This window comes from Glutamicibacter sp. BW77 (genome assembly GCF_002332285.1).
GTDB lineage: Bacteria > Actinomycetota > Actinomycetes > Actinomycetales > Micrococcaceae > Glutamicibacter > Glutamicibacter bergerei.
The window spans coordinates 14,277-30,120 of record NZ_NRGT01000028.1; the positions used below are offsets into that span (position 1 = coordinate 14,277).

The window sequence follows — 15,844 nt, forward strand, 5'->3', positions numbered from 1 at the left end:
TCAAGGATTACTCATGACACTTTTAGACACCGCACCCCCCGGAATCCCAACCGCCTTCCATGCCTTCCCGTCCGACTCGCAAAGGCTGGTTTGGGCAACTGCTACTTCGGCTGCATTTCTACGCAGGAATTTTCATCGGTCCGTTCATCCTCATCGCCGCCGTGAGCGGAGCTTTATACGCGATCACGCCGCAGATCGAACAAGCGGTCTACGCCAAAGAACTGCACGCACCGGTTGCTGATTCCTATCTGCCGCTAGCTGATCAAGTCGAAGCGGCCAACTCCTATATGGGTAGCAGCGAGGCCTTGGTCGCGGTGCGTCCGGCACCGAATGAAGGGGACACCACGCGGGTGATGTATGCCGACCCAGCACTGGGCGAGAGCGAAACCAGGGCCATCTTCGTGGACCCTGCCACCGCTGAAATCCGCGGCGATCTCACCGCCTACGGAACCAGTGGTGCCCTGCCATTACGCACCTGGATCGACCAGTTGCACCGCAATCTGCAACTCGGTGAGCCAGGACGCATGTACAGCGAGCTGGCAGCTTCCTGGCTAGGTATCATTGCCCTTGCCGGCTTAGCCCGGGTATTTCATGAAGGCCGGTAGTCATTAACTGACTTAAAAGATGAAAAGGTGATCTGAACTGGGAAAATGGGAGTGTCTAAGCTTCCAAAATACCCGTTCGAAGGATCACCTTTTCTGTGAACCATTCTACCCAAGTTTTCCCTGCCATCCCGACCCAACTCACCGGCCAAACCTTGGTCTCTCACGCAGGGTTATCTGTACTGACCAGTTTCCTGAACGCCTTGGACTTCCGCAGCCTCTGCGAGGACCGGTTCAGCCAGTTCGTGCCAGCCTCCGCGACGCACCGTCCAGGCAAGATCCTCGGAGCATTGGCTCTATCGTTGGCGGCCGGCGGTGAACAAGCCACAGACATCGACCAGCTACGAGCCGCACCAGACCTCTTCGGTCCTGTAGCGTCGGATGCCACAATCAGCCGATTCATGGGCCGGATCAAGGAACAACCAGAAGCTTTCTCCTACGGGTTCGCCACCATGACCCGGAGTCTGCGTTCCAAGGTTTGGGCGGCGGCCGGGCCCCGGAATCCCGCCCGGCTGGCTACGGCAACCAATCCGCTGATTATCGACATCGATGCGTCGCTAGTTCATGTCCATTCCGAGAAAGAATCCAGCGCAGGAACGTATAAAGGCGGATACGGCTTTTCACCGATGATCGCCATGGCTGACTACGGCAAAGCCCACGGCACCGGAGAAGTCCTCGCCGTGCAGTTGCGCCCGGGAAACCGGGGCGCAAACTCCGCGAAATCCCATATCGAGGTGCTCGGCCAAGCACTGGCCCAGCTGCCTGATGATTTCTATGACGAGCACGGAAACCTGGTCGGTGAGAAGATCCTGGTCCGTACCGATAATGCTGGGTCCTCCCGGGAGTTCTTGCACCACCTGGATTCGTTGGGGATCCAGTTCTCCACCTCATATTCGCTGCCGGTCATCAAGGAACGGTTCGTCCGGTGGATCGATGAGAAGAAGTACTGGGAACCAGCACTCACCGCTGACGGGCAGCAGCGTGATGACGCGTGGGTGATTGACGCGAGCAAAGTCTTGGAGCTGAAGGACTACCCACCAGGAACAAGGATCTATCTGCGCGCTGAGCCGTTGCATCCCGGTGCGAAAGCAAACTTGTTCGATACCGACGGGAACCGGGTGACAGCGTTCTTGACCAATGCTCCGCGGTTCAACGTGGCGTTCCTCGATGCCCGGCACCGTGCCCGTGGCCGGTGTGAAAACAGGATCAAAACGTTGAAGAATGCGGGGTTGGGGAAGCTACCGTATTGGTCTTTTGCTGCGAACCAGGCGTGGGCTGACCTGGCAATGTTCGCGGTGAACTTGGTCGCATGGCTGCAACTGGCCGTGCTGCCTGGCGGTCATAAGGCTTCGGTCTGGGATCTTAAGCGGTGGAGGTACCGGCTGTTCTCGATGGCGGGGAAAATCGTCTCTGGTGGGCGGCAACGGAAATTTTCAAGTCAAGTGAGACCACTAAGTCTTAGACCAACATCTTTTCTCCTTCTTCCTGCTTGATCGGTTCGTTAATCCAAGCCGCTTCAGGCAGCAACATTTTCTTCGGGAGCCGGTTCTTTCCAAACCGCTCAGGATGCTCCGCCCATGCCTTTTCCAACGCCGCTAGGCGTTGGTCATCCACGTGCCCAGTCATCCCGAAATGCACGTCGGCAGGAGTATGAAAACCCAATCCTGAATGGCGATGCTCAGTGTTATACGCATGAACAAACCGGCCCATAAAATCCCTGGCGTGCTCCAACGAACCGAACCGCTCAGGAAATACCGGCATATACTTCAAAGTCTTAAACCACGACTCGGAATACGGATTGTCATTGCTCACCTTCGGCCGGGAATGCGAACGCAACACATCCAAATCAGAGAGCAACGACGCGACCGGTTTGGACGTCATAGACGTCCCGCGATCAGCATGAACTACTTGCGGGACTTGATCCTGAGCAAAAACCTGCTTCATGAACGCTTCAGCCAAAGCCCCAGACTCCCGCAAGTGGACCTGGCACCCGACGATATAACGAGAGTAAATATCGATCATCACGTACGCACCGAAGTAGGTCCCTCTGTGAGGCCCCGCCAATTTGGTGATGTCCCACGAAAAGACCTCACCAGGCTGATACGCCACTAATTCAGGGACTTTCCGGGCCGGATGACGTGCCTGCCGCCGGCGCTCAGCGACTTGTTTTTCCCGACGTAGAAGCCGATACATGCTGGCCACCGAACACAAGTAGGTCCCTTCGCTGAGCAGCACAGCATAGATCTGTTCTGGTGCTTGATCCACAAACCGGTCGCTATTCAACGTTTCAAGAATCAACGCTTCTTCAGCCTCGGTGAGTTTGTTCGCCGGTGCTGGACGAGGCGCATCAACTGGCTTGGGTGGAAAACGTTCAGCACGCTTGTGGCGGGCCATCGTGGCTCGGCTGACACCAGCCAGAGAACTGGCTCGGCGAGTCGAAATCCCAGACTCAACGAGCTGGTCAAAGACGTTTTTCATGAACGCACGGGAGTCTATTCGGAATCCGCGCTCTTCGAGATCTGCTCCAAGAGCGCGTGTGCTTTTCCCATGATGTCTAGCGCGGTTTGCGTGGTCGCGAGTTTCGCGTCACGGGCAGCTAATTCTTTCTTCAGTCGTGCGATTTCTGCTTGTTCTTTGGTGAGTTTGCTCTTCGTGGTCCGTGCCGTTCCGCCCTGAGCTGTGGTGGCGTGCTCGTCGAGGATCCCTGCGTTGCGGAGTTTGCGCCATTCAGCGATGTGGGAGGAGTAGATTCCGTTGGCGCGTAGGTAGCTGCCGCCTTCACTTGTTTGGATGGCTTGGTCATAGCCTTCGAGGTAGGCAAGTTTCTGAGCGGGGCTGATGGCACGGCGTCGGGGCTGGTCCGGGCGTGGAGAAGAATCCATGCTTCTATTCTCGGACACATCAGGGGCTGGTTGCTTCAAGGTGGTGATGCTCATGGTGCGCTGAGTTTCCTTGTTCTCGCCCTGTCTGGGGTGAGGCGGGGGTTGCTATGAGGGGCTGGTCTCACTCAACCCTGACAGACAGGGGAGCGCTAGCCAGAGCCGTTCAGTTCACTTTTGAAGCCAGCCGTGTAGGCGACGGATCTCTCTACATCGAAGGATTCTCGATGAATCCTACGGACAATTGGCAGCCAGGAGACTACCGCATAGACATCGTGAAAAACCCCTGAATCGAGAATATTATTCGCAACCAAAGCAAGAATCTAAGGCTCCAGGATCTCCCGTTCCTTTTCTGATCCGGTCACTGACCGTGGCGGTCTAGGCGCTTGTCTCGTCATAGCTTCGCCTAGTGAGAGCACTGGGTGTTCCGCAGCAGAGTGGGCCCCAATGGTCGGGGTGTTCCTCAATCGGTGTTTAGTCTCCTAGGGATGGGTAGGTTCCGTCGGTGGTGGTTAACGTTTCCATCCAGCAGGTGCTATTGCTGGCTTGCTAGATGCCTTGCAGCGCGGTGGTAGCTCTCCCAATGGTCGTCTCATTGTGGCTAGTTGCCCAACCTTGAGCGGGAAATTTGGGTGAGAATTGGATCATGACAACTGCCTCATAAACCACCGTTATTGGATCCAAATGAAAAGCCGATCACCTTCCAATCTGACGAATCAGTTCAGCCAACCTATCTTCCCGATCCCGCAGGGCTTGTTGGCCGTCGAGAGAACGCGTCACGATCTTCTCGTCTCCCCCACGAAACAGCGTTGTATCGCCGACTTCGAGCCAAGCAGCATGCTCTCCCCTGCCGTGGTATTTGCCTTCACAGGAACACGTGCAGTCATTACCTTCAGCTGTCTGGCATCTCGTATCGCACTGCTCAGCCGTGCTGTAATGCATATCAATGAGAACAAGTCCATCGCGAATAGCTACTGCTTCAGCAACATCCGTTAGATGTTGACGTGCGATCGTCCAATACCCTTTCCAGCCCGGTTCCCCAGGATCGGCCACAACCCATGTTGGTCGGATGGCAGCGCCAGTTGCCGTTCTGAACATTTCCTTGTTCGTTGGCTGTCCATCTCGGGGAGCATTCAAGCCCCTTACCTGAATCCTGCCCCTAAGCGGGCGAATAATTGTTGCGGTCATAAGCGCATGCTACAGACCCGCACACCGCTCTAGCCACCAATTCTGGAAGGCGCCTGTTCTTATTCCAAGTATTTGATTTGCGTATCCTACACTCAAAATATTTAAATATCACTACTGGTTTAAAAACCTTTATATACATATTCTGGTCTTGTCACTGCACCTCAGAAGAGAAGGTAAGCCAATGATCGGATTGAAGAAACGCCTAACTGGAGCCGCGCTTGCGCTGGGCATAATTGCGTCAGGGGCAGTCATAGCAGCCCCTGCCGCTCAAGCTGCGCCATGCGGCTATTACGTCAGCGGAGGGTATAGCTACTACAATCATTGCGGTTCAGGCAGAGCCTACATCCAGGTTGATCAGGTTGTAGGAAACTACGGTCAGTGCGTTGGCCCTGGTTCGACCCTGCTACGCAAGAACGATGGCGGCATCTACGCAATCACCAACGCCTTCTATCTTCGCTCTTGCTAATTGTCATAGGGTGGGTAGAGAGAATCTCTAACCAGTAGACAAGTAAGGTCGTTGCCAGTGTTACAGCAGAAATACGTAATTCAGTATCTTCTCCCGCTGGCAATGACCTTACTTTTTCTATGTCTGGCGTTATCAAGCCTGACCTACATGCCTGTAGATTTTTTTGTCTACTACGATGCGGCTCGCCAGGCTTTCACAACTGAGAATATCTACGCTCACAATATTTTCAGCGGACGATTGCCGGATGAGGGGTTGCCTTTCGTATACACCCCTTTCACCCTTTTACTCATCCAACCATTCACTTTGCTTCCGCCAATGCTGGCTTGGGTTGTCTGGACCTTCGTCATGCTTTGCGGACTTGCCTGGGCACTGAGGTTCCTGGCCCGCTCAATCGGCCACGATCCCTCATCCAAGTTTGTTATCGCCCTGTTTCTCCTGCTGAGCGGAACAACCGTGATCGCTCAGCATCTCGCTTTCGGGCAGATCAATATCTTGCTAGCTGTTGCCTGTCTCTATGATCTGGCGGCTAATAAGACACAGCGGATTTCTTGGCTGCCTCGCGGACTATTGACTGGCATTGCAGCAGGCATCAAGCTCACTCCTGCATTCTTCCTGTTTTATCTTCTCGCTACTCGCCAGTTCCGAGCAGCAATATGGATGTGCGCAGGAGGTCTGGGCACCCTGGCCATCGGCGCGGTACTCTTCCCCGTAAATACATGGCATTATCTGAGCGTGGAGATCTTGTCGCTGAGCGGCAAAGTAGATCTGGGCAGCAATTTCGCAACGAGCGGGAACAATTCGATTTCCGGCGCTCTCGCATACTTTTGGGCGGACGCCCCCCTAGGAGTCAAGGCCTTCTTCATCCTTGGCGTAGCTGCGGCGGCCTTGGCTACTGCCTACCGTTTGCACAAAGCACAGCGAACCCTCGATGCAGTTCTTATTGTAGGCGCAAGCATTCAATTGCTCTCACCGGTTAGCTGGATACACCATTGGGTGTTCCTGGTGTTTATCGTCCTGCGCCTCTCCCTGAATGCACGTACCCGGCGCTGGGGCCTAGCCGGACTGCTCTTTCTGCTTATGCAACCAACCGACCTCGGCGATTGGGTTCTCACGGCACTACCTGAGAATATTGTTCTCTCTGCGATTGGCATAGTCTTCCGCGAAGGCTTACTCCTACTGACGCTAGCCTTGGGAATCGTTCTCGCTCGGCCGTCTGGATCATTCGAAATCTCAGAAAAAGGTACTTCCAGTCCTGCGCGACTGCCCGAAGGCCAGAATAGCGAGCGGTAGCATCAGATCGGGAGCTCAGCTCAAAAAAACAACCGTTATTGGTCGGTAGTCCACCGTTCATAAGACTCTTCGCTGTCATCGTCTGGAAAAGTCGCGGATTCAAGGCCTAGAGCTATGTTTAGGAACTCTTGCGCGACCGAAACACCGTGCTGTTCGTTCCCTACAAGCCTTGCACGTATGGCCTTATACCGCCTCCGCTCCTGCTTGAGGAAGTCGCGCTTGGTGCGCTCGTTCTCTGCGTCCTCGCTGCTCGGCTTTTCACCAGGTCTAGGAAAACTCACTCGCTGCTCGGCTTGGTCAAGTTCGCTAAGTACAAAATCGACCGCGACGGCCAGTGATTCAATATCTTCTTCTGAGAGTTTCATAGGGAGATCTTCCTTAATGCACTGGACAGTTTAGATATCGACCGTTACTGGATCAACCAGATTTTCTAGCGGTAGAACGGATATTGAAATGCAGGGTTGCTGCTGCGGGTCTCCGGGAAGATTCCATTTGGGCTTGACGGGGTTGCTGTACCTTCCTGTCCGACGTTAAAGCCTGCGCGTCGATACAGTTTGATGGCCTTTGGATGCGTAAACCCAATAGTCAAGGTGGGCTGCGGCGCACCGTATGACTCAGGAATATTGTGCAGCATGTTCAACATGACAGTTGCGATGCCCTTTCCTCGATGGTCGGGGTCGGTTGCGACATGAGAAACAGACATAATCGTGTCCGTTTCGAAGAGTCCCATTTCCACGATGACTGCTGCCGATAATGTGCCGCTAGCATCTTCTACGAGCATGCCCAGATTGTCTGTGGTCAGACTAAACCCATCAGAAACCTGGATATTCGCCCTGACAAATTGCGTCACAGCAGGAAGATCCTTTTCTGCCATGGGCCGGAAGGTGTAGCGCTGTTTCACCAATTCTGTAGCTAGTTTCACGTGTCTCTTTTTAACAACCTCTTGGCCATTTGCAGATCCAGGGTTATTTAGCGTTTGAGAAGTCATCGTCTTCTTTCGGCTCTATTGGCCGCGATAGCATTTCGCGTTGCTTTACCCATCATGCCGGTCTAAGAAGGTTGACCCTGGCACAGCGGATTTGTAGAGCTGCTGAATATGGTTATGCAGCGATCCCATCAAAAGCAGCTCGGCCGTGTCTTCCTGGAAGGATGGGCCTAGCGGCTCGGCGGCAGCGGCTCGGTACGCCTTGACCGCTTCAGGCTGTAGAACTTTGTACCGGTCCAGTTGGTAAGCAACTTCTCGCGCCACGTCGCTAAGAGCGTTCAAAAATTCGATCTGGGAATCTACCGATGAATGATCCCAGTAGCGTTCTGCTTTCAATGCGGCCGCTGCTTCTTGGAAAGCTTCGACCTGAACATTCTTGTTAGTCATGACAGTAGTATCCTTCTGTGGCCCTACAGTTTGAACCTGCTCTATTTGGTCTTAGCGTAGGCCGCGATTGATTCGACGGTTCCGCATGTATCGTTGGTGTTCCAGCGGTCGTCCGGGTCTACCGTTGGCGCTGCGTGCTCGTTCCACAGCTTGTCGATGGTTTTGGTGTCCATTCCCTCGTGGGTCCGGTTCAACACGAACTCGGTGTAATCTGAACAACCCTTCTGGATTAGGACTGCGGACGTGTCAGTATTGCCAAGTAGGGTAATCGTGGCCGTATAGGCAAATGCGAGATAGAGCGCAGCTACGGCCGTAACAATTGATGCAAGCGTGATGATGGTTTTGCGCATTAGTCTTCCTTTTCTCCGTGTGATGCTGCGCCCTGGGGCATATCGTTGGCCTTGACTGATGGCCAGGGCTTGCCGCCGTTGTATTCGGCTTCCAGGCGCTCTACTTCTTTCATCACTGCCTTGTGAATGAACTGCGAGAGGTTGCGGTTGCCCTCTGAAATCATCGTGTGCAGGATGGCTCCGCGCACCCGGTCAGTGTCGGTCATGTCCTGATAGAACGACACTTTATGTGGGTACTTGCGCTTTTTGGCCGGTTCTTCGGCGGCTGGCTTCTGCGCTGCGGGGGCAGCTTTGGCGGCCTTCTTAGGTTCTGCCTGCTGCGGTGTAGCGGCAGCTGGCGCGGCCGCTGCGGCTTCTACGGGCTTGACCGGGCTACTTCCTGCCAGGTTCGATTTTCGGGCTGTTGGGCGGCCTGCCATAGCTACTTGACTCCTTGAATAATGGTGAGGTGATCGGCGTACATCGCGCTTAGTTCCATAGCTTCGGCGTTCCCCCATTCATCGAGGGCCACTGAAGCTTCGGTGGCATCTGCGATGACTACGCGCTTCGGGATTGGCGGGGTAAGCACCGTAAAGTTTCGCGCTTCGGCGGCGGCGTGCAGCTCGTCTAGCCAGGTCTGCCCTGCGATAGTGCGGCCTTCGTGCTGGTTCACCAGGACACCGGCCACCTTCAAACCTGGGTTATAGTGCTCGCGCACGCTCTCAATGGTGCGTAGCAGCTTAGCCAGGCCGTCTAGGCTCCACTTCTTGGACTGCGTAACGATTAGTACCTTATGGGCCGCTGTCAGGCCGTTGATGGTGAGCTGGTCCAGACTAGGGGCACAGTCCACCAGAATTAGGTCGTAGCGCTCGGACACTTCCGCAAGTGCCTTGCGCAGCTTTGATTCCCGGCCGGCCCCTGTGGTGATCAGTTCCTCGCCTACGGATGCCAGGGTATCGCCTGCCGTCGGTGCAATGTCCACGCCTGCCCAGATTGACGGCACGATAACATCTGAAAGTATTTCGTCCGCTCGGGCGCTCAGGACGTCAGCTAGGCCCACCTGGTCATCTGCCACCGGCTCGGCCGCCAGTGCGTCAGTTAGATTTCCTTGGGGGTCCAGGTCCACGACCAGGACACGCAAGCCACGCCGAACGGCTGCGCGCGCCAAGTTAACCGTGGTGGTTGATTTTCCTACGCCGCCTTTTTGGTTGGCCAGGGCGATAATCTCTGCGCTCACGTTCTTACCTCCAATAGTGGTAACAGTACTAACAACTCTAAAAGTACTGTTAGGGGTACAAGTCTTATAGTACTACTAGGGGTGCAAGTGCGGGGCCGCTCGGTCCCGCACTTGCCGACTGCTGCTAGTTTCCAGTGTTGTTCAGATAGGGGTTCTGCACGCCGCCGTTCTGCTGCGGCTGGGTGTAGAAGTCCTGGTTTTCTGGCTGGCGTTCCTGCAAGTTTTCGCCGTAGGTGTGGGTGTCGCGCTGCTGGCTGGGGCCGCCCTGGGGATCGACAACGGCGGCTGGCTGCGCATTGCGCTTCCCTGCGCGCACTGACTGATTGCGTAGGCTGATGCCGATTTCGTCTGCCGTCACCTGGTGCTGAATCGTGGTTCCCTGTGCGCCCTTGAACTCGGTCACGCGGTAGCGGCCCGAGAACAGCACGCGCACGTTGCCGGAGGCCTGGGCGCATTCCACCAGTTCTTCGGCCTGAACTCCGCTCACCTGCACGTCATAGAAGATGCTTGGGCCATCGGTGAAGCCGTCCTTGGTGCGGATGCGGTCGGTAACTGCTACACGTGCGTAAGTGTAGGCTCCGTTCTCGCCCTGGCGCAGTTCGGGGGTTTTGACAAGGTTTCCACTGCGGGTAATGTGGGACATTTTTCCTCCTGCTGATTGAACCTTGTAATTCTAATAGTACTGTTAGAGTTAGCGAGTTACAAGGGGTTTTGTGAAACTTTTGGGTAAACTTACTGCGGTTCAAGGGCTTCGATCTTGTCCGGCCTAAAGCCTGACCACTGATCGTCGGCCGTGACGACTACAGGCGCTTGCATGTAGCCCAGGCTGCGCACGTACTCCAGAGCTTGCGCATCGGTCGATATGTCTACCTTGCGGTAGCTGACCCCCTTCTTGTCCAGCGCCCGGTAGGTGGCGTTGCACTGCACGCATGAAGGTTTGGTGTAAACGGTGATTTCGGAACTCATGACCCTTCCTTCCCTTCTAACTCTAATAGTACTATTACCGCTAGTCAAAAGCAACGGTAACAGTACTATTAGTGTCGTCATGTTGTCGGATAGCGGCGAGCTGCTGCAATGTTCTGCATGAGGTCGCTTACTGCCGCCGCATCATCGGCGGGGCCGTAGTAGCGCCTGCGCGTTTCCTTGACTAGCTCTGCTCGGTACTCCGGCGCGATCCCCCGGATCACCTCGGCGGCCGCATTCTCGATCTGTTCAATGGTGAGCATTAGACATTCTCCTGTAACTCTTATAGTACTATTACCACCGACGGCGGTAATAGTACTTTTGGTGTTAGTTCGTCCAGTAGCGCGGGTTGAGCACTTCGGGGCCGTCATAGTCGATGGCCAGGGTTGCGCGTTGTAGCTGCTCGATGCCGACTCCCTCGATTTTTGCATGCTCTGTGCCGCGCGTGATTTCTCGGGCTTCAATCTCGATTTCATCGGCGGGGGTCAGGCTGATCATGATGCCCATTTTGCGGGGCTGCGTGCCGCGCGTGCCGCGCTTGGTCATTGGCAGCACTCGGACGGTCAGCAGCAGGCCGCCGCGCTGGTGAGTTCCTGGCACTGCGGTGAGGTCGCTGGCTCCGAGTGATGCCAGCACGTTCACACCAAGCACCTGCCGGAACTGAATTGCGGTGGTGTGGTGCTCTTCGGTGGGGCCGCATACTGCTAGCTGGTCGTAGATGAAAATTGCCTTGTTCATGGGGTTTCCTTCCTCTTTACTCTTCCTTCTAACTCTAATAGTACTATTACCGCTATTAGAAAGCAACGGTAATAGTACTATTAGTGGTAGTTTTTAGGCGGCTTCTTTGATTTCCTCCGGCTCGGTGATGGCTTCGGCTAGCTGGTGTGCTGCTTTGAGGACTCGGGCGGCGGTGTCCTTGATCATTTCGGTGTCTCCTTGGCTCCATCCGGCCACGTAGCCGATGCTGTAGACGCTGGTGTCCAGTCCGAGGATTCCGGCGACGATGTAGGCCACGCTCTCGGCTTCGGTTTCTTTGATGCCCCGGTGCTCGATGTATTCGGCGGCTTCGTCTTCGCTGCTGTGTAGGATCACGTGGGCGGCTTCGTGTAGTGCGGTCTTGGCTGCCTGTGCTGGTGCTAGTGCTGCGTCGATGACTACCTGGCGGCTGCCGTCCGTGGTGGTGTAGCCGTTGGCGCTGCCGCTGATCGGCTCGCGGGTGACGGTCCAGCCTTGGCCGGTGAGATAGTCTGTGACTGCCTGGGTGATGCCCTGGGGGTCGTCGCCGGTGAGTTTGTGGGCGATGGTGCTAGGGTCTTCGGCTTCTGGGTCGATTAGATCCGTCTGGGCCATGTCGAACACGCTCACGGGGAAGAATCGAACCGCGCTGTGCTCTTTTTCTTCTCCGGTCTGCTCGTCTTCTGCCGTCCATTTGACGTTGCGGCCGCCGAAAATTCGGATGCCGGTTTCTCCCTTACGCACCTGGCGGCCGAGGTTCTGCCATGTGCGGTATCCGGCGACGTGGGTAGCGCCTGGGCACTGGGCCATGATCAGCAGTAGGTTTCCTACGCTGTAGCGGTGGAAGGCCTGGGCGAAATTCAGGTAGTTAATCCATGCGTCGCTGTTGCGCAGCTGCTCGACCTGTTCAGCGATTTTTGCCTGCATTGCTTCGGCTTCGGCGCGGCGTTGGTCGGCGGTCTTGGTGTTCTTGATCTTGCGTGCCATGAGATGTACCTCCAAAAGTACTATTAGGGCTAAATGAGATGCTCGGTTGATCACCTCGTTCCTGATAAGCGGAGCATTCCTGGCATAAGGCCGCGTAGTGCAACCCGTAGGGCGGTGGGGGAGAGAATTTCTGGGCGGGATAAGGGAGCTTGCGACCGCGCCCGGAAAATCTCGGAGGAGCCGGGGCGTAGCCCTTGCGCGCAGCGGCCGGCCAGGCATGATGGAGCGCCAGGAACGAGGTACGAAAGAGTGGGGTAGGGGATAGGTCGGCCGCGTGCGGCCGTCCTTTTGTCTGTGCCAGGGCGTAGCCTTGGCTCGTTATGTCTGACGAATTTGTTGAGGTGCGTTTTACGGCGGCCGGTGTGCCTTGGAAGATTCGGCGCGGCGGCCGTGTCTGGCAGGTCGCGGTCGAGCCGAGCCGTCATTTTGAGCGGGTGAACTGGTGGGAAGACCACTCGTTCAAAATCAAGAAGGGGGCTGCTGATCCTATTGATTTTGCGGTGTGGAGGGTGCAGGTGCGGTTAGGGGCTAATCCCCGTTCGGATCTGCTGGCATGGGATCTGGTGGAGCATCCTCGGGATGGTTCCTGGACTGTGCGAGACGTGGCGTAGATGCGCGAAAAAGGGCCGGCTAATGTAGCCGGCCCTTTTTGGTGTGCTGGTTAGATGAAGATGTTGAGTATGAGCGCAATAAGCACGATGGGAACTGCGCTGTATCCCAGGATTGTGAGTGTTCGGTTTTCGGTCGTGTTTTTGTAGCCCTGGAAGTGCGCTGTCTGCCAGATGATACGCATCAAGCAGGCTACAGCCATGATTACTGCTGCTAGTGCGATTCCAAAAAGTACTGTGAGCGATCCTGAGACGATCACGCCCAGGATCAGCAGGATGGGGATCAGCGTTGCTCGCGCATTTTTAGGGCGGCTTCGTCTGCTGCGTAGGGGGTCATTGCTTCTCCTTCGGGCATATGGCAAGTCTAGGTGTATCGTCGGACAGTTTGGGTTTCGCTGTTTTCTGGTGAGTGGTGCCTGGTCAGAGATCCGTGCACATGTCATGCTCGCGTGTCGTGTGCAAACTCGAGTACTAAACGTGTGGCTTGTGTGCGGTCGGTCGTTTGGTTCCTGCTGTCCATCATGTGTGCGAGAAAAGCCGCTTGCGGTTGAGCTTTTGTCGTGCCCATGTGGGCAGGAGGCTAGGAACATGCCCCGGTTCGGCGTGCGGCAGCCAGGGCGGCGCGTGCGGCTGCGGCACCTCGGGAAGCGGTGCTGCGCAGTTGCGGGCGCTGCGCGGCTTGCTGGGCGCGGCGTTCGGCGGCGGCGCGGGCGGCGGCGCGCGCGTGGCTGCTGGCGGCTGCTGCTCGCTGGGATCTGCTGAGCATGATTTCTCCGGTGGCGGTGCGCCATTGGTTCATGCGGTGCAGGATCGCTGCGCGCAAGATCAGGCAGTAGTCGATGTAGGACTGAGTGTCACGGTTGTGCTGGGGCAGTGCTCCCCAGGCTTCCTTGCCGTGCAGGCCTGGGGTGGTGCGCCATTCCAAGGCGTGCTGGATATCTGAGATTGTCCATCCGTTGGAGAAGAAGGGTTTGAACATGTTGAGCACGTTTTTCTTGGAAAAACGGGCAAAATCTGGCATCCGACGCAAGATTTCAGTGGCAGCCGATAGCCCCTGTCCTCTAGAGCTGATCGTTCTGTGAGCTGGCCACAGCTCAACTGGTCGATGATCGCTGTGGTGAGTTCGCACGGCGGAGCCGTGCCCAAAAAGTTTTTCAGTGCCGCGTAGCGGCTCATTATGAGTGTTTTCTTCGCGCGTGCGCGTGTAGGAACTTACTTCGTAAGTGGTTAACCCCCCTACGGGGAGGGGTTCTAAGTTATTTCCACAGGCCGTGCGATTGGGGGTCGGGCGGGTTGTGGTGGTGTCTTTGGCGTCCTGGGGGCGCAGGCCGAGGCCGATGGGGCGGGTGATGACGTAGACGGGGGCTTCGTTGGTGGCTGGTTGGCCAGCTTTGGCGGCGTATTCGGCGCTGCGGCCTGAGGCGACGATGCCGAGGATGCCGTGGGTGCGCAGGAAGCGCAGGGCGTTGCCTACGGTGGCGCGGGATACGCGTGCTTTGGTGGCGATGGTGTCCCAGGTGATACGCACCGTCATGCTGTCGTGGTCGGTGTAGCGAAGCAGTACCCAGAGCACGGCGAGGATGTTGCGTTTGCAGTCGGCACGGCGGCACAGCAGCTCTTCCAGGGAGCGTGTGGCGCGCCAGGCTTGGGCGGTGTGGTCGATTTTCTTGCTGCCGGTCGGAATTGCCCAGGCAATCGCGCGGGGAGAGGTTTCCTGGGCGCGTGAGACACGCTTGATGTGTAGGGGTGCGGGGGTGTGGGCGTGTTTAGTGGCCATTGCTTCTTTGGCCGCATTGAACTGGCTTTTCCCCTTGGCAGTGAATCCTTCTGGGGTTTCTGCCTTGATAAACGGGCGGTGCCCCTGGGCTGTATGGGCCAGGATCGCTGCTACGCGGCCGTCTGCCGGGCGGGTGCAGTGACGCGTCGTTGTGGCTTGTATCGCGTCTTGCGGCCCCGTTTCCGGACTGCTGGTGCTTGATTGGATGCGTGAAGGCGCTACTATAGACATATAGGCATTTCTGGTTTTGGAATGTACTGAAGGGAGCGTCCGGCTGGTAACCGGAAGCTTCTGGTCAATCTGGTCTGCGGTACTCGCCAAAGTTATGGCAGATCAGATTCGGATTCTTAGAAAAGGCCGCGCTCAGCGCGGCCTTTTCCGTTTATGGCTTATCGATAGGCAGCTGCCCCTCGGTGTCTTGTGGCGGAATCCAAGTTGGCTTTCCGTCTTTGTCTAGCTCTACAGAACGCATCATCAGCTCAAGAAACGCGGAGTTGGTATACCCCGCTTTTTTTGCCAGAGCAGCAAAATGGTCTTTGACCGGGCGGTCAATTTCCCATCCCACAGATACAGGCTCTTTCATAGAGCCGCGTGGTCGCCTTTTTACGTTCATAGCTTCACCCTACCCCTTAGGCCTAGGGATAAGCGAGGTGTGACACGCTCGAATTCGAAAGATCAAACACTAGGGTTATACGGAATCGCTGTTCCGTTTTCATCGAACGAAATCGCGAGGTGTCGGTGCCAGCCGCCTAGCCGAAGAAGTCCTGGTGCCTTTCTGTATTTATCGAGTAGGTGGCCTTTGGTATCAACTAAGTACAGGGCTATCAGCCGAACGAGATATTCCAAGACTTTGCTGGAAAGCACGATCACTTCCGGTTCTGGATACTTCCCTTTGTTGTAGTGCTTTGTTGCGTTATAGGTTTTAGCAAGTCCACGGGCAAGACCTACACAGTTCGGGGCAATCTCATTCCAATAGACGTTTAGCACTGCTAAGCAACGGTAGACATACGTTGACGTCGAGGGACCTGGCTTTTTGCCAGGCTTGTAAGTAATTTCTTCCCCAAGTTGTCTGCCTAAAAGCGTTCCGGCTGCTTCGACGGTCATCGACAAAGTGTTGACTTTTTCTTCGGCAAAGACGTTATCGCGTGAAAAGATGCTGACCGCAGGAAAAATGAACTTTGGTCCCCATTGCGCATATTTCCCAGCCCACGCTTGCAGCCCGTCAACGCCGATCTCGTCAAAGTGAGCTAGGGACCAATTAAAATCCTGATTTTTAGGAGTTGGTTGGTCGTGCTCTAGTACCGTGGCCGAGCTTATGAGCGGGGAAAGGGGGTTCCCGAGTACAGTTCCGGCTAAAGACTTCTCAATGACTCGTGCGGAAGAAACCTTATGCGGCTCTTCACAGATGAGG

21 protein-coding genes and 1 pseudogene are annotated in these 15,844 nt (G+C 55.9%); 6 read left to right on the plus strand and 16 right to left on the minus strand.

All coding sequences use genetic code 11. The annotated features are described in order from the left end of the window. Positions 1-59 precede the first annotated feature (59 nt). Both CIK74_RS02635 and CIK74_RS02640 read left to right on the plus strand, forming a co-directional pair. A pseudogene (locus CIK74_RS02635) lies at positions 60-578 on the plus strand (PepSY-associated TM helix domain-containing protein); the annotation flags it as partial. Positions 579-700: 122 nt separating this feature from the next. Continuing rightward, on the plus strand, positions 701-2,095 hold the full coding sequence (locus tag CIK74_RS02640) for an IS1380 family transposase (RefSeq protein WP_240520440.1): 1,395 nt from the start codon (positions 701-703) through the stop codon (positions 2,093-2,095). Here CIK74_RS02640 and CIK74_RS02645 read toward each other — a convergent pair. After that, positions 2,061-3,538 (minus strand): IS3 family transposase gene (locus tag CIK74_RS02645; RefSeq protein WP_096254230.1). Its coding sequence is split into 2 segments (ribosomal slippage): positions 2,061-3,142 and positions 3,142-3,538, totalling 1,479 coding nucleotides; the frame shifts between segments, so codons are not numbered across the junction. The two genes, CIK74_RS02640 and CIK74_RS02645, sit on opposite strands and share 35 nt — an antisense overlap. 627 nt (positions 3,539-4,165) lie before the next feature. On the opposite strand from CIK74_RS02645, the gene CIK74_RS18890 reads away from it, so the two are divergent. The 3 genes from CIK74_RS18890 (at position 4,166) to CIK74_RS02660 (ending at position 6,425) form a co-directional block, all read left to right on the plus strand. Then, positions 4,166-4,477, plus strand: coding sequence for a hypothetical protein (locus tag CIK74_RS18890; RefSeq protein ID WP_205738228.1), 312 nt, complete (start codon positions 4,166-4,168; stop codon positions 4,475-4,477). 373 nt (positions 4,478-4,850) lie between these two features. Then, positions 4,851-5,135 carry a DUF6355 family natural product biosynthesis protein gene (locus tag CIK74_RS02655; RefSeq protein WP_096254232.1) on the plus strand — a complete coding sequence of 95 codons (285 nt, stop codon included), beginning with the start codon at positions 4,851-4,853 and terminating at the stop codon, positions 5,133-5,135. 147 nt (positions 5,136-5,282) lie between these two features. Further along, positions 5,283-6,425 carry a glycosyltransferase 87 family protein gene (locus tag CIK74_RS02660; RefSeq protein ID WP_170947710.1) on the plus strand — a complete coding sequence of 381 codons (1,143 nt, stop codon included), beginning with the start codon at positions 5,283-5,285 and terminating at the stop codon, positions 6,423-6,425. A 35-nt stretch (positions 6,426-6,460) separates the two neighbouring features. On the opposite strand, the gene CIK74_RS02665 is transcribed toward CIK74_RS02660, so the two are convergent. The 11 genes from CIK74_RS02665 to CIK74_RS02715 form a co-directional block, all read right to left on the minus strand. Then, a complete protein-coding gene (locus CIK74_RS02665) occupies positions 6,461-6,790 on the minus strand; it encodes a hypothetical protein (protein WP_096254234.1) in 330 nt (109 codons plus the stop codon). A gap of 65 nt (positions 6,791-6,855) precedes the next feature. Continuing rightward, complete coding sequence (locus tag CIK74_RS02670; RefSeq protein ID WP_096254235.1) at positions 6,856-7,413, minus strand: GNAT family N-acetyltransferase; 558 nt, start codon at positions 7,411-7,413, stop codon at positions 6,856-6,858. A gap of 45 nt (positions 7,414-7,458) precedes the next feature. Beyond that, complete coding sequence (locus CIK74_RS02675) at positions 7,459-7,797, minus strand: hypothetical protein (protein ID WP_096254236.1); 339 nt, start codon at positions 7,795-7,797, stop codon at positions 7,459-7,461. Positions 7,798-7,838: 41 nt separating this feature from the next. Continuing rightward, positions 7,839-8,147: a hypothetical protein gene (locus tag CIK74_RS02680; RefSeq protein WP_096254237.1), complete on the minus strand. Its 309-nt coding sequence runs from the start codon at positions 8,145-8,147 to the stop codon at positions 7,839-7,841. Beyond that, the gene (locus CIK74_RS02685; protein ID WP_096254238.1) at positions 8,147-8,566 is read right to left on the minus strand and encodes a hypothetical protein; all 420 of its coding nucleotides are present in this window, start codon (positions 8,564-8,566) and stop codon (positions 8,147-8,149) included. The genes CIK74_RS02680 and CIK74_RS02685 overlap by 1 nt, the downstream gene beginning before the upstream one ends. Before the next feature lie 2 nt (positions 8,567-8,568). Further along, on the minus strand, positions 8,569-9,363 hold the full coding sequence (locus CIK74_RS02690) for a ParA family protein (protein ID WP_096254239.1): 795 nt from the start codon (positions 9,361-9,363) through the stop codon (positions 8,569-8,571). 124 nt (positions 9,364-9,487) lie between these two features. Then, positions 9,488-10,006 (minus strand): single-stranded DNA-binding protein, encoded by a 519-nt coding sequence (locus CIK74_RS02695; RefSeq protein WP_096254240.1) that lies wholly within the window; start codon positions 10,004-10,006, stop codon positions 9,488-9,490. Between the two features lie 89 nt (positions 10,007-10,095). Beyond that, entirely contained in the window at positions 10,096-10,329 is a 234-nt protein-coding gene (gene nrdH / locus CIK74_RS02700; RefSeq protein WP_096254241.1) for a glutaredoxin-like protein NrdH, read from the minus strand. A 77-nt stretch (positions 10,330-10,406) separates the two neighbouring features. Continuing rightward, the gene (locus CIK74_RS02705) at positions 10,407-10,589 is read right to left on the minus strand and encodes a hypothetical protein (protein ID WP_096254242.1); all 183 of its coding nucleotides are present in this window, start codon (positions 10,587-10,589) and stop codon (positions 10,407-10,409) included. A gap of 64 nt (positions 10,590-10,653) precedes the next feature. Next, positions 10,654-11,064, minus strand: a complete 411-nt coding sequence (locus CIK74_RS02710) for a hypothetical protein (protein ID WP_096254243.1) — start codon at positions 11,062-11,064, stop codon at positions 10,654-10,656. A 93-nt stretch (positions 11,065-11,157) separates the two neighbouring features. After that, complete coding sequence (locus CIK74_RS02715) at positions 11,158-12,048, minus strand: ArdC-like ssDNA-binding domain-containing protein (RefSeq protein WP_096254244.1); 891 nt, start codon at positions 12,046-12,048, stop codon at positions 11,158-11,160. 320 nt (positions 12,049-12,368) lie between these two features. On the opposite strand from CIK74_RS02715, the gene CIK74_RS02720 reads away from it, so the two are divergent. Then, on the plus strand, positions 12,369-12,659 hold the full coding sequence (locus CIK74_RS02720) for a hypothetical protein (RefSeq protein ID WP_096254245.1): 291 nt from the start codon (positions 12,369-12,371) through the stop codon (positions 12,657-12,659). 50 nt (positions 12,660-12,709) lie between these two features. Here the strand turns inward: CIK74_RS02720 and CIK74_RS02725 are convergent, their stop codons facing one another. The 4 genes from CIK74_RS02725 to CIK74_RS18640 all read right to left on the minus strand — a co-directional run. Continuing rightward, positions 12,710-13,018 (minus strand): sodium/proton-translocating pyrophosphatase, encoded by a 309-nt coding sequence (locus CIK74_RS02725; RefSeq protein WP_141392854.1) that lies wholly within the window; start codon positions 13,016-13,018, stop codon positions 12,710-12,712. 218 nt (positions 13,019-13,236) lie between these two features. Beyond that, complete coding sequence (locus tag CIK74_RS02730) at positions 13,237-14,664, minus strand: hypothetical protein (RefSeq protein WP_096254247.1); 1,428 nt, start codon at positions 14,662-14,664, stop codon at positions 13,237-13,239. A 151-nt stretch (positions 14,665-14,815) separates the two neighbouring features. Continuing rightward, positions 14,816-14,998, minus strand: coding sequence for a hypothetical protein (locus tag CIK74_RS02735; protein WP_096254248.1), 183 nt, complete (start codon positions 14,996-14,998; stop codon positions 14,816-14,818). A 110-nt stretch (positions 14,999-15,108) separates the two neighbouring features. Beyond that, a partial coding sequence (locus tag CIK74_RS18640) for a hypothetical protein (RefSeq protein ID WP_170947711.1) occupies positions 15,109-15,844 on the minus strand: 736 nt, incomplete at its 5' end.